A 12,673-nucleotide genomic window follows, 5' to 3' on the forward strand; every position below is an offset into this window, starting at 1 on the left:
TTCTAGTCCTTGTCGTCGCGCGGCAGCGGCGCCGTCGCGGCTTCCAGCCAGGCCAGAACCTCGCCGCCGACCATCGGCCCGACCTCGCGGAGCACGCGGGCGTGGTACTCGTCCAGCCAGTGCAGCTCGTCGCGGGTGAGCAGGCTCGTCCGCAGCAGGCGCTTGTCGAACGGAGCCAGCGTCAGCGTCTCGAACGCATGCATGGCGATGTCGCCACCTGGCAGGTCTTCCGCGGGCGTGACCAGGATCAGGTTTTCCAGCCGGATGCCGTAGCTGCCCGGCTTGTAGTAGCCCGGCTCGTTGGAGAGGATCATGCCGGCGAGGAGCTTTTCGACACCGGTCTTGGCGATCCGTTGCGGACCCTCGTGGACCGACAGGTAGGACCCGACGCCGTGGCCGGTGCCGTGCGCATAGTCGAGCCCGGCCTTCCAGAGCGCGAGCCGCGCCACCGCGTCGATGTCCGCCCCGCGCACGCCTGCCGGAAAACGCAGCATCGAAATCTCGATCACGCCCTTCAGGACGAGGGTGTAGCGGGTGCGCATCTCGTCGGTCGGCGGGCCGATGGGAACGGTGCGCGTGATGTCGGTCGTGCCGTCCTGGTACTGGCCGCCCGAATCGAGCAGGAACAATTCGCCGTCGCCGAGCCTGCGGTTGGTCTCGCTGGAGACACGGTAGTGGATGATGGCGCCGTTCGGGCCGGCGCCGGCGATGGTCGCGAAGGATACCTCGCGAAGCGGCATCTGCGTCTCGTCGCCGGTGACGCGACGCATCTCCTCGAGCTGTCGCACGACCGCGATCTCGTCGAGCGAGCCAGGTTGCTTCCGGTCGAGCCAGCAGAGCAGCTTTGCGACCGCCGCGCCGTCGCGCCGGTGGGCGGCGCGCGCGCCGGCGATCTCGGCGCCGTTCTTGGTGGCGCGGGGGATGCGCGCCGGGTCGGCCGCCTTGACGACGTCGCCGCCATTCCCGGTGACCAGCATGCGCAGCCGTTCGGCGGCAAGGGAGGGGTCGAGCGCGATCTTTGCGCCGCTCCGGGCGAGCGACGCAACCTCGTCCTCGAGCGCCGACGGCGGACGCAACTCGGCAAGCTGCGTCAGGTAGGCCTTCGTCTTGATGGGGAGCTTGCGCTTGTCGATGAACAGTCGGTGCGATCCGTCGGCGGCGAGGATCGCGAAGCCGAGCGCCAGCGGCGTGTGCGGCACGTCGGCGCCGCGGATGTTGAAGGCCCAGGCGAGCGAGGACGGGTCGGTCAGCACCGCGTGGGTGGCGCCGTCGCCGCTGATCGCCTCCGCGAGCCTGGCCAGCTTGTCCCGCGCCAATTCGCCGGCGAATTCGATGGGATGGATCTCGACCGGCTCGAGAGGCGGGTTCGGCCGGCTGTCCCACAGCGCATCGATCGGATTGGCCTCGACCGGCGCAAGCACGGCGCCGACCTTGCCGGCCGCTTCGGTCAGCGCCTCGACCTCGGCGATGGTGTGCAGCCAGGGATCGAAAGCGAGCCGGGCGCCCTTGCCGAGATTGGCCTTGATCCATTTCGGCGGTGGGTTCTCGATCAGGCTCTCGAAGGTGAAGACGTCCGGGTCGGACTGGTCGCGGACCTGCAGGGTGTAGCGGCCGTCGACGAAGATGACGGCGCGGTTCGCCAGCACGATGGCGACGCCGGCGGACCCGGAGAACCCGGTCAGCCACTTCAACCGCTCCGAGCAAGCCGGCACGTATTCGCCCTGATGCTCGTCGGAACGCGGCACGACGAACCCGTCGAGCTGATTGCCGGCCAGCCATTCGCGCAGCCGCGCAACGCGTTCGCGACCCTTCGATGGGTCGTTAACCTCGTCGAAATCCTGGAACATGACGCCTGCTTTCCGCATCGATAGACGGTGGGAATCTAGCCGCCCGGCGGTGCCGTTGCAACGCAGGCGGTTGGGCCACGCGCCATCATGCGAATGCCGAATGGCAGCCATGCAATGTCGGCTCTGTTCGCGCGGGCGCGAAGCGCCTACATCGAAAGCCGTGGAGGAGTTGCAATCCCGTTCCATGAAGGAGAACGACGATGACTGCGACCGCCAACAAGCCAGGACTTTTCCGCAACGCCCTCAAGGCCCTGATGGAAGCGCGCCAGCTCGAAGCCGAGCGCTACGTCAACGGCGTGCTGCTGGCGCTCGACGACGATACGCTGAAGAGCCACGGCTACAGCCGCGCCGAACTGATGCGCCGCGGATCTTCCAACCGCTACTGGATGTAGTCAGCGCTTCAGGTGGAGCGTGACCCATTCGCCGCGCCACAGCGTGCGGATGTGCCTGAACCCCTGTCCGACATAGGCGGCGATGACCGCGTCGCGCTGGCGCTCCAGGATGCCTGACAGGATCAGGGAGCGTCCGCCGCCAAGAAAGCGCGCCATGTCCGGCGCCATCTTCATCAACGGCCGGGCCAGGATGTTGGCGACGATCAGGTCGAAGGGCGCGCGCTGCCCGAAGATGGCGGCCTGGAACCCCACCGCGGTGCGCGCATCGACATAGCGGCTCACGCCGTTCAGCCGCGCGTTGTCGGCGGCGACGCGGGTTGCGATCGGGTCGATGTCGGTCGCCAGCACCGGGATGTGCGCCAGCCTGGCCAGCGCGATGGCGAGCACGGCGCTTCCGGTACCGAGGTCGAGCGCATTGCGCGGCTTCTCGCGGCGCACGACCGTCTCGATCATTTCGAGGCAGCCGGCCGTCGTGCCGTGGTGGCCGGTGCCGAAGGCGAGGCCGGCCTCGATCTCGATCGCCAGGTCGCCCGGCCTGCGCCGGTGGCGGTCGTGCGAGCCATGCACCAGGAAGCGGCCGGCATGGACCGGCTGCAATCCCTCCAGCGACTTTGCGACCCAGTCGATGTCCGGCAGGACCTCGCGCTCCACGGCCGCGGTGAGGCCGATGCCCTGCATGACCGCGCGCATCCTGCGCTCGATGTCGTCGACGCCGTCGTCGGCGTAGAGCGAAACCTCCTTCACCCCGTTCGCCTCGTCGAGGTCGAAGACCGAAATCGGCAGCCCGTCGTCCTCGAACGCGGCTTCCAGAGCCATGAAGAGCCGATCCGACCCGGCGGCGTCGGTCGTGACGTGGAGGCGGGTCTGGCCCATGATGGTCAGCCCTTGGCCGCCAGCCGCTTCAGCTTGGCGAGCGCTGTCTCGGGGTTTTCCTCGTAGGCGATCGTGCCGGCGAAGGCGCCGTCCGAGTCGAGCAGGATGACCGATGCGGTATGGTCCATCGTGTAGTCGCCGTCGTCGAGATCGACCTTGCGCCAGTAGATGCCGAAGGCCTTGGCCATCGCGTGGACCTTGTCCGGCTCGCCGGTTATGCCGGTGATGCGGTCGGATACGTTGCTGACATAGGTGTTCAGGATCTCGGCCGTATCGCGCTCGGGGTCGACCGTCACGAAATAGGCGCGCAGGTTCTTGCCGTCGTCGCCGAGTTCCTTCAGCCAGCCGTCGAGCTCGAACAGCGTCGTCGGGCAGACTTCCGGGCAATGCGTGAAGCCGAAGAAGACCGCGCTCGGCTGGCCGCGGAACGCGACCTCGGTGATCGGCGCGCCGGCCTGGTCGGTCAGGGTGAAGGGCGCGCCGTAGGCTTCGCCGGCGCTCCTCTGGCTGTACCATTGAAAGGTCAGGAAACCGATGCCGGCCGCCATGAGCACGAGGATGCCGACGAGAATGCTGCGCATCATGATGGCTGGTTCCGCCCGTTGCCGCTTCGCGTGATCAGAAGCACCAGGCCAGGCCGGACTCGACCGTGGCCATGAAGATGGCCGCGCCCTTGTCGATCCAGGACGCAAACGCCACGCCCGTCGCCGCCGCGACCAGCGCAACACCGAGCGCGATCCTGGCGACCGTCGCCGAGGACGGGTGCGAAAGCTGCTTCATGCGCATGATATAGACCGCCATGCCCCGCCGAAAAAGGGCCATGATGCCGCGCCGGAGCAGGCGATGCTCCATTGAAACGCCGGAAAAGCCGCCCCACTTCATGGCGGGTTCTGGAGATCAGGAGAATGTGATGCGGCAGATCGGCTTGACGGGACTTCTCGGCGCACTGCTTCTGGCGACGCCGGCCGTCGCCCAGCAGGTGGGCGAGGTGGGCGTCGACTGGCTCGGCAACGACATCATCGTGGAGGCGATCAAGGATCCCGAGGTCGACGGCGTCACCTGCCACGTCTCCTATTTCGACCGCGGCGTGATCGACCGGCTGCAGAAGGGCAACTGGTTCGAGAACCCCTCGGACACCGCGATCTCCTGCCGGCAGACCGGGCCCATCCGGATCGGCGACATCGCGCTCGGGGAAGGCGGCGAGGAGATCTTCAGGCAGGGCATCAGCCTGATCTGGAAGGAGCAGGTGGTGAACCGCATCTACGACAAGGAAAACGACACGCTGATCTACCTCGCGCATTCGCGCCAGGTGCAGGACGGGTCGGCCAAGATGTCGATGACGACCGTTCCGCTGTTCGGCCAGGACGTCGTCTGGGAGCAGGGCAAGCCGAAATAGCCCTGCTTGCCGGGGAAGGCCTGGCAGCGTAAAGCCGCGAGCATGGAACGACCGGACGAACTGCGCTTCAAGGACCCCGAGCCGCGCATCCACCCGACGGCCGAGCTGAAGTCGTGCCGGCTCGGGCGCTACGCGGCGATCGGCGAACGCGTGGTCCTGCGCGAGGTGACGGTCGGCGACTTCACCTATTTCGAACGCAACGTCGAGGCGATCTACGCCAGGATCGGCAAGTTCTGCTCGATCGCCGCGAACACGCGCATCAACGCGCTGGAACATCCGATAGAACGCATCACCCAGCACAAGGTGAGCTACCGCCCGAACGAATATTTCCGGTGGCTGGGCGTCGACCGCGCCTTCAAGGAGCGTCGCCAGGCAAGAAGCGTGCGGATCGGCCACGACGTCTGGATCGGCCATGGCGCGGTCGTCCTGCCCGGCGTGTCGATCGGCAACGGGGCGGTGATCGGCGCCAATGCCGTGGTGACGCGGGACGTCGACGCCTATGAGATCGTCGCGGGATCGCCGGCGCGGCGACTGAGGCCCCGCTTCGCGCCGGAGATCGCGGCGCGCATCGAGGCGCTCGCCTGGTGGGACTGGCCGGTCGCCAGACTCGCCGACGCGATCCCCGACATGCAGACGCTGGCGATCGAAGAGTTTCTCGATCGCTGGTCGGGCGCTGACGGCTAGCCCTTCAGGAACTCCGCGAAGGCGCCGCCGTAGTCGGGGTGCCAGCGCGACAGCGCCGGGCGGTTCTCGATGATGTCGCCGACCGCCCAGGCCATGCGCCGCTCGTCGGTGCGGCGGTCGGTCTCGTTGTCCGGGCACAGGATATAGAAATCGCCCCGCGCCAGCGACTGCAGCATGAAGTCGACGACCTGCTCGCCGGTCCAGGCGCCCGGCGCCTTCGTCGTCGTGCCGCCGCTCATGCCGGTGAAGGTGAAGCCGGGGATGAGGAGATGCGCCGAGACGGCCGCGCCCGGCTCGTTGCGCAGCGCGTGCGCCAGCCCTTCCGTGTAGGTCTTCAACGCAGACTTCGAGACATTGTAGGCGAGGTTGCCGGGCGGCGTGGTGATGCCCTGCTTGGAACCGGTGTTGACGATTATCGCCGGCATTGCCTGTGCCAGCATGCGCTCGGCAAAGGCCTGCACGCCGTGCACCACGCCCCAGAGATTGACGTCGATGAGCGCCTTCCAGGCATCGAGATTCTGCCAGGGCTTGCCGGGATTGGCGCCGACACCGGCATTGTTCATCAGGAACGAGACGTCGCCGAACCTGGCATAGGCGGCGTCGGCCAGTGCGACGAGGTCGCCAGGCCTGGCGACGTCGCAGGCGACGGCGAGGACCCGGTCTGCGCCGCCGGCCGCCTGCGAGACGGCCGTCGCGGCCGCGTCAAGCGCCGTGCCCTCGAGATCCGCGATCACGACATTCATGCCCGCGGCGCAGAAGCGCCTGGCGGCGGCGAGCCCGATGCCGCTCGCGCCCCCGGTGATGACTGCGGTGCGTCCCGGGGCAAGGGCTGCGATCTCGGTGATTTCGGCGTTCATGTCGCTTTTCCTCGGTCTGCTCGGTTCCGGCCTGGCGGCCGCGGTTTTCGCACGCGCTTTGCCCAATCGGCGCTCCGGGGGTATGTGTCGGTCTGAACGGACGCGAATACGGAGAACTGCGTGGCGGACTGGCTGAAGATACTGGACGACGAAATCCGCGCCGGCAACAAGATGCTCAAGCTGGTGCCCAAGGTGCTTGGCAATCCGGAGATCTCGCTGGAGCAGGTCACTGCGCTGTTTTCCGAGCTCGAGAAGCAGGCCGAATTCGTCGAGAAGCTGAAGACCGTGCTCGAGGGCATGGGGCACGACTTCCCGGTGCTGGACAAGGCGCGCGCGCTGGAATCCCGCTACGCCGACCTCGCCGCGACCGCGGCGGAAAAGGTCAAGGAGATGCGGGGGTAGGGGCCGGCCCCTAGCCTCCCCGCCCGCTGGACGACGCCAACTGCACCTTTGCCTTTGAGAGACTGGGCACCACGACCAGATGGGTGACCTTGCCCTGTTTGAAGGCCTTCAGGAACTTCGGATAGTTTGCGAAGGCGACGCAGCCGTGCGATTCCTCGCGCCCGCCGCGAAGCAGGTAGGAATGCGCCAGCATGCCGTCGCGGCCGTGCATGGTCTGCTCGCCGATCGGCGTCATGCGGATCGCCTCGACGCCGTGGAAGAGCTTTTCCCGCATCGACAGCTTGTAGGTGTTGGGCGGCGTCGGTCCCCGCATCTTCACATGCACATAGCGCGGGTTGTCGGCCATCTTGCCGATGCCGGAATGGGCTTCCAGCCTGGTGCCGTCGGGCATGTGCACCACGGCGGCGGAGATATCATAGACGGCGACCTTGTCGCCGGCGTTCGGCGTCTTGAAGAGTTTGCCGAAAGCGCGGCCCCCGGGATTGTCCGGCCGGGCGTAGGCGAGCGCCTGGGGCTCGGCCCGTTCGTTCGAGGCAGGCTTGTTCGACCGCGCGTCCTGCGGCTTGCGCCCAGAGGCAGCCGGCCCACGATCGGGACGGGCAGTCGGCAGCGCCGCGAGTTCGGGCATAGCGCCGTCGGCGGCAATGCCGTCGTCGCCCTCAAAGATGTTGTCGGGGAATTCGTCGCCAAGCGACGCCAGCGCGAGCTCGACCGGATCGGCCGGGCTCTCATCGACGGCGGCATAGGCGAGTTCGACGCTCAGGCCGGTCGGGCCGACCAGCGGGTGGGCAAGCGCGCCGGCGTCCAGGTCCTGCACGCTTTCGGCTTCGCGATGAAAGCGCGCCGCGACGGGCGCGATCGACGCCACCTGGACCGCCTGAGGGGCTTCGTCCGGTTCGTCGGCTGTGACCGTCATGCCGGCGCTGGCGAAGGCGGCGACCAGCTTCTGGCGCGACAGCTTTGCCTCGGCGACGATCCTGGCGAAGGGATCGACCGGCGGCTGCATGGCGGGTTTTCCGGCAGCCTGCGGCTGCGCCGGAGCGGTGCGAAGCGGCTGGTCGAGCCGCGCGGCGACCGGCTGGCCGAGGGGACGCACGACGGGCGTCGTTGCCGGCCGCACCAGTTGCACCTGCGCCGGCAGGCCGGCTACGAGGAAGCTTTCGGCCTGGATACGGGCGGCCGCCGAATGCAGACCCGCCAGCGTCGCGACCGACCAGGAGGCGACGAAGACCACGGCGCAGGGAACAGCCGCCCAGCGAACCGCGCTCAGGATTTCCCGTGAAAGACTGCCGGAACCGGCCCTGGAATCGTTGTCCCCGATCCCCCTGTCATGAAACGCCATTCACACTCACTCTCAACCGATCCTGCGGGCGGCGGGAATGCGCCGCGCCGTTGCGACATGGTCTGGCGCGCCACGCCGGCGCCCCGGTTCCTGTTGCCGATTGATAAAAGGATGGACAAAGATGGTTAACCAACCTTTGCCCCGGTCCCCGAATTGCGGGCGATTGCCCGTCCCGTTGCTTTTTTCGCGATCGAAATCGCGCCCGAACCCGCCGGGAGCAGTCTCAACAAAACAAGGAAATATTGCGGCCAAGCGGCTGATATGGCCGGCGAAAAAGGATTACCTAACGTAAGGCATCCGGATCAGGCCGGCCGGACGAACCCGTCCAGAACCTTTTTCTGGCCGGCCTTGTCGAAGTCGATGGTGAGCTTGTTGCCTTCGACGGCGGCGACGTTGCCGTTGCCGAACTTCTGGTGGAAGACGCGGTCGCCGACCTGGAATGGGGAGGGCGTGTCGGAGACCGACTTGGCGACCAGTTCGCCCTCGATGGTGCGGCCCTTCACCGAAGTGCGGCCGGCGCCATAGCCGGAATCGGTCTCGCCATAGCCGATGCGCTCGACCTGGTGGCCGGAGCGCGTGCCCCAGTTGCGGTCGGTCGCCTCTGTCCGGTTTTGCTGGGCGCGCGCCCAGCCGGGCGTGGAGTAGGTGTTGGAGAAGGCGCCGCTGCCTTCGCCGACGTTGTCGAAGCGCGAGGCGCCGTATGGATTGCGCCGTCCCTGTCCGCCACGGCCCGAGGCGAAGGAGCCGCCGCCATAGGGGTTGCCGTAGCCGCCGTAGGAATTGTTGGATTCAGGGGTTTCAATATGCGCGTCCGGCAGTTCTTCGAGGAAGCGCGAAGGGAGCGTTCCTTGCCAAAGCCCATGGATGCGTCTGTTGGACACGAACCAAACATGCAGATGTTTTTTCGCGCGTGTCAGTCCGACGTAGGCCAGTCGGCGCTCCTCCTCCAGACCGGAGCGGCCGCCCTCGTCGAGCGCGCGCTGGTGGGGAAAGAGACCTTCCTCCCAGCCGGGCAGGAACACGGTGTCGAACTCCAGCCCCTTGGCCGAGTGCAGTGTCATGATGGTGACTGCGTCTTGGCCGGCGTTCTGTTCTGCTTCCATGACGAGCGCGACATGCTCCAGGAAGGAGCGCATCGACTCGTATTCCTCCATGGAGCGGATGAGCTCCTTGAGGTTTTCCAGCCGGCCGGGGGCTTCGGCCGAGCGGTCCTTCTTCCACATGTCGGTGTAGCCGGACTCCTCTAAAATGGTCTCGGCGAGCTCGGTGTGCGGCGTGTTTTCAAGAGCCGCCTGCCATCTAGCAAAATTGGCGACCACCTCGCGAAGCGATGATCGCGTCGTTTTGGACCTCAACTCGTCACTTTCAGCGAGAATTCCAGCTGCCTCCAACTTGGGCTTGCCAAGTCTGCGCGCCGCTTCGCTGATCTCGCGAGTTGCACTATCACCCAGCCCGCGCTTTGGAACATTGACGATGCGGTCGAAAGCAAGGTCGTCCGCACCCTGCGCCACGACGCGAAAATACGCCAATGCATCGCGGATTTCCTGGCGTTCGTAGAAGCGCGGGCCGCCGATGACGCGGTAGTTCAGGCCGATCTCGATGAAGCGGTCCTCGAAGGAGCGCATTTGGAACGAAGCGCGCACGAGGATCGCGATGTCGTTCAGGCTGTGGCCGCGGCGCTGCGCCTGCTCGATCTCCTCGCCGACGGCGCGGGCCTCCTCGTCGGAATCCCACGAGTTGTGCACCAATACCTTGCCGTCCTCGGGATCGTTGCGTTCGGTGAACAGCGTCTTGCCGAAGCGGCCCTCGTTGTGCGCGATCAGGTGCGAGGCGGCGCCGAGGATGTGCGCCGTCGAGCGGTAGTTGCGCTCCAGCCGGATGATGGTGGCGCCCGGAAAATCCTTGTCGAAGCGCAGGATGTTGTCGACCTCCGCCCCGCGCCAGCCATAGATCGACTGGTCGTCGTCGCCGACGCAGCAAATGTTAATTTGCTGCTGATTGTTTTCGCTCACGGGCCGCACCGCCGCCTCCGGCGGCTGGCCCTCCGCGGGGGCGGCCTGGCCGGCCGGCGTCCGGTCGGACTTGCGGCCTTCGGCCGGAACGTTGTCGGCTTTCGACATGGGTCGTTGCGCGAGCAGCCGCAGCCAGAGGTACTGCGCCGTGTTGGTGTCCTGGTATTCGTCGACCAGGATGTAGCGGAACTTCCGGTGGTACTCCTTCAGGATGTCGGGGTTTTCGCGGAAGATGCTGATCGGGTGGCACAGGAGGTCGCCGAAGTCGCAGGCGTTCAGCGTCCTCAGCCGTTCCTGGTAGGCGCGGAAGAGCTCGCGGCCCTTGCCGTTGGCGAAGCTGCGCGCGTCGCCTTCCGGGATCCTGTCGGGACCGAGGCCCTTGTTCTTCCAGCCGTCGATCATCATGGCGAACTGGCGCGGCGGCCAGCGCTTGTCGTCGAGGCCTTCCGCCTGGATCAGCTGCTTGAGCAGGCGGATGACGTCGTCGGTGTCGAGGATGGTGAAGTCGGAGCGCAGGCCAGCCAGCTCGGCATGGCGGCGCAGGAGCTTGACGCCGATCGAGTGGAAGGTGCCGAGCCACGGCATGCCCTCGACATTCTCGTCGCCGATCAGCATGCCGATGCGCTGCTTCATCTCGCGCGCGGCCTTGTTGGTGAAGGTGACGGCGAGGATCTGCGAGGGGTAGGCGCGGCCGGTGGCCAGGATGTGGGCGATGCGGGTGGTGAGCACGCGGGTCTTGCCGGTGCCGGCGCCGGCTAGAACCAGAACGGGGCCCTCGGTGGTCTCCACGGCCAGGCGCTGCTCCGGATTGAGACCCTTCAGATAGTCGGGCGGCTGGTTGTGGCCGGCGCGCGCGGCCATGGCGCGGGCGGCGATGCCGCCTGCAGGGCGGGGCGCGGGTGCTGCTTCGTCGCGCCGCGGAACGCCTGCGCGGGGCATCGGCTCCTCGTCGAAGAAGGGCATGTCGTCGGGAAAGTCCACCATTTGTTCCGAATGTAGTGATTCGCCGCCGAAAGGCCAGCATGACGCAGGGTCCGCGGCGAGCGCGACCGGTCTGCAATTGCGTCCGTAATGGTCGGAAGCCTAGCGCGGCGGAGCCGGCCTCTTCGGCTTGAAGCGTCGGTCGGAGAAGTTGAGGCGACCCTCGACGATCGGCTGCACCGTCGCGGCAAGGCCGGCGTCGTCGCCGACAAGCGCCTTCAGCGCCGTGACCTGATTGAGGCCGATCAGGTTCAGAATGTCGAGCCTCGGCTCGCCGTCCCTGGCGCGGGGCAGGGCGGCAACCGGCTGGATGAGATCGGCGCATGCCGAGCCGAGCTTCTTCTGCGCCGCCTGCAGGGCGGCGGGCGCGTCGGCGCGGTCGGTCTCGACGAAGGCGTAGATGCCGACACCCTTGGTCTTCTTGGGTAGCGGATAGGTGGTCAGCGCCACGTCGCGCGTGCCCGGCACGGCGAGCAGGGCCTTGCGGATGGCCGATCCCTGGTGATGCAGCCTGTCGCCGGTGCCTTCGCCGTCGGACCAGCGGAAGACGCCGCGCGTGACCAGATTGTAGATCGGCTTGACGGTGGCCATCCAGATGCGGCTCGGCAGCGAGCGCCGCTTCAGCAGGCGCTTCGCGGTCGGCGTCATCAGGTGCGGCGCGAAGGACCGCATCTGCTTCAAGAGGTGGCGGAAATCCTCGTAGGCCATCAGCCGGTAGACGAGGCCCCGCCGCCGGTGGCGCGACGCCAGCTGGAAGTCGATCACGGCCGCGCGCCCGTCCGGGGTCATCAGCCAGTTCTGCGGCTTGGCGAGGTCGTTGTGGGTGATGCCGGCGCGGCGCAGGGCGCGCAGCAGGCGGAACGCATCGGCGAACCAGCGCGGGTCGTCCGGCCTCGCCAGGTGCAGCGGCGCGCCGTCCGTCCATGTCCGCAACAGTCCGTCGTCGTCGACGGAGATGAGATGGGGGGTGCCCTCGATGTCGGCGACGGCACGCAGCGCCCTGATCTCGCGGTTGGCCAGCAGCCATGCCAGCGGCCGCGACCACAGCGGCGCGGCAGTGACCACGCGGCGCGCGGCCGCCTGGTCCGGCGCCCCGGCCAGATGCCCCTTGTGCGTCTCCGAAAAGAGATCGCGCTTGAGCACGGTCTGTGAAACGAAGTCTGTCATGCCTTGCCCGAACGTTGCCGGCGTTCCTAGAGAAGCATGGCGCGGCAGGCAAGCCCCCGCGCCGCCGCGGCAGGCGGCCGGACTGCCTGATCCGCCGCAAGTTGGAGTTGTCGCAAAAAAAACGCGCCGCAAGGGCGCGTTTCCTGGCGTGACTGCCTGGTCGCGCTAGTCGGTTTCGCGCTGCAGGCGAAGGTTGGTGATGACGCGGCGGTTCTGCACCTTGCAGGCCCGGTCGGTGCATTCGCGCACGACGCGCTCCTTGCCGTAGCCCTTGGCCCAGAGGCGGCCGGGTTCGATGCCGCCCGATATCATGTAGTTCATCACCGCGTCGGCGCGCTGCTGCGAAAGCTGGACCATCTTGGCGTTGCCGCCCGGATCGTCGGCAAAGCCCTGCAGCTTGGCGAACCACTTCGGGTATTTGCGCAGGAACGCGATCTGGTTGTCGATGGTCGCCTTCGCAGTCTCGTCGAGGGCGGCCGATCCCTGGGTGAAGTAGATGCGGCGGCCCGCCGACAGGATGAAATCCTGCTCGGAGCCAGGCTGCACGTTCTCGAAGCCCGCCGCGACGTCGTCGGTGCTGCCGCCGGCCTGCGAGGGCAGCGTGTCGGCGGGGTTGGTGGGGGTGAGCGTGCCGCTGGTGGTGCTGCACGAGGCCGCGAACGCCAAAAGGCCGGCGAACACGCCGGCCCGCGCCATCTTCAATGCCGTTTTCATCGCGAT

13 protein-coding genes are annotated in these 12,673 nt (G+C 67.2%); 4 read left to right on the forward strand and 9 right to left on the reverse strand.

All coding sequences use genetic code 11. From position 1 onward, the window contains the following. Nucleotides 1-2: 2 nt before the first annotated feature. Nucleotides 3-1,847 (reverse strand): aminopeptidase P family protein, encoded by a 1,845-nt coding sequence (locus tag ABUE31_RS02850; RefSeq protein WP_367721980.1) that lies wholly within the window; start codon nucleotides 1,845-1,847, stop codon nucleotides 3-5. A gap of 200 nt (nucleotides 1,848-2,047) precedes the next feature. On the opposite strand from ABUE31_RS02850, the gene ABUE31_RS02855 reads away from it, so the two are divergent. After that, nucleotides 2,048-2,239 carry a hypothetical protein gene (locus ABUE31_RS02855; protein ID WP_367721981.1) on the forward strand — a complete coding sequence of 64 codons (192 nt, stop codon included), beginning with the start codon at nucleotides 2,048-2,050 and terminating at the stop codon, nucleotides 2,237-2,239. Here the strand turns inward: ABUE31_RS02855 and ABUE31_RS02860 are convergent, their stop codons facing one another. Genes ABUE31_RS02860 through ABUE31_RS02870 form a run of 3 tightly spaced genes read right to left on the reverse strand, consistent with a single transcriptional unit; the run spans nucleotide 2,240 to nucleotide 3,934 of the window. Further along, nucleotides 2,240-3,112 carry a 50S ribosomal protein L11 methyltransferase gene (locus ABUE31_RS02860; RefSeq protein WP_367721982.1) on the reverse strand — a complete coding sequence of 291 codons (873 nt, stop codon included), beginning with the start codon at nucleotides 3,110-3,112 and terminating at the stop codon, nucleotides 2,240-2,242. A 5-nt stretch (nucleotides 3,113-3,117) separates the two neighbouring features. Then, the gene (locus ABUE31_RS02865) at nucleotides 3,118-3,696 is read right to left on the reverse strand and encodes an SCO family protein (protein WP_367721983.1); all 579 of its coding nucleotides are present in this window, start codon (nucleotides 3,694-3,696) and stop codon (nucleotides 3,118-3,120) included. Between the two features lie 34 nt (nucleotides 3,697-3,730). After that, the gene (locus tag ABUE31_RS02870; RefSeq protein ID WP_367721984.1) at nucleotides 3,731-3,934 is read right to left on the reverse strand and encodes a hypothetical protein; all 204 of its coding nucleotides are present in this window, start codon (nucleotides 3,932-3,934) and stop codon (nucleotides 3,731-3,733) included. Between the two features lie 88 nt (nucleotides 3,935-4,022). Here ABUE31_RS02870 and ABUE31_RS02875 point away from each other — a divergent pair, with 88 nt between their 5' ends. After that, nucleotides 4,023-4,508, forward strand: a complete 486-nt coding sequence (locus ABUE31_RS02875) for a CreA family protein (protein ID WP_367721985.1) — start codon at nucleotides 4,023-4,025, stop codon at nucleotides 4,506-4,508. 42 nt (nucleotides 4,509-4,550) lie between these two features. Then, nucleotides 4,551-5,192 (forward strand): DapH/DapD/GlmU-related protein, encoded by a 642-nt coding sequence (locus ABUE31_RS02880; protein WP_367721986.1) that lies wholly within the window; start codon nucleotides 4,551-4,553, stop codon nucleotides 5,190-5,192. Here the strand turns inward: ABUE31_RS02880 and ABUE31_RS02885 are convergent. Next, complete coding sequence (locus tag ABUE31_RS02885; RefSeq protein ID WP_367721987.1) at nucleotides 5,189-6,049, reverse strand: SDR family NAD(P)-dependent oxidoreductase; 861 nt, start codon at nucleotides 6,047-6,049, stop codon at nucleotides 5,189-5,191. The two genes, ABUE31_RS02880 and ABUE31_RS02885, sit on opposite strands and share 4 nt — an antisense overlap. 120 nt (nucleotides 6,050-6,169) lie before the next feature. On the opposite strand from ABUE31_RS02885, the gene ABUE31_RS02890 reads away from it, so the two are divergent. Continuing rightward, a complete protein-coding gene (locus ABUE31_RS02890) occupies nucleotides 6,170-6,451 on the forward strand; it encodes a hypothetical protein (protein WP_367721988.1) in 282 nt (93 codons plus the stop codon). A 10-nt stretch (nucleotides 6,452-6,461) separates the two neighbouring features. Here the strand turns inward: ABUE31_RS02890 and ABUE31_RS02895 are convergent, their stop codons facing one another. From ABUE31_RS02895 to ABUE31_RS02910, 4 genes are all read right to left on the reverse strand, one after another. Beyond that, nucleotides 6,462-7,793 (reverse strand): tlde1 domain-containing protein, encoded by a 1,332-nt coding sequence (locus tag ABUE31_RS02895; protein ID WP_367721989.1) that lies wholly within the window; start codon nucleotides 7,791-7,793, stop codon nucleotides 6,462-6,464. A gap of 302 nt (nucleotides 7,794-8,095) precedes the next feature. Next, on the reverse strand, nucleotides 8,096-10,789 hold the full coding sequence (locus ABUE31_RS02900; RefSeq protein ID WP_367721990.1) for an ATP-dependent helicase: 2,694 nt from the start codon (nucleotides 10,787-10,789) through the stop codon (nucleotides 8,096-8,098). A gap of 99 nt (nucleotides 10,790-10,888) precedes the next feature. Continuing rightward, complete coding sequence (locus tag ABUE31_RS02905) at nucleotides 10,889-11,953, reverse strand: serine/threonine protein kinase (protein ID WP_367721991.1); 1,065 nt, start codon at nucleotides 11,951-11,953, stop codon at nucleotides 10,889-10,891. A gap of 165 nt (nucleotides 11,954-12,118) precedes the next feature. Then, nucleotides 12,119-12,667 (reverse strand): OmpA family protein, encoded by a 549-nt coding sequence (locus ABUE31_RS02910; protein WP_367721992.1) that lies wholly within the window; start codon nucleotides 12,665-12,667, stop codon nucleotides 12,119-12,121. Nucleotides 12,668-12,673: the final 6 nt, after the last annotated feature.

This window comes from Mesorhizobium marinum (genome assembly GCF_040813675.1).
Lineage (GTDB): Bacteria > Pseudomonadota > Alphaproteobacteria > Rhizobiales > Rhizobiaceae > Mesorhizobium_K > Mesorhizobium_K marinum.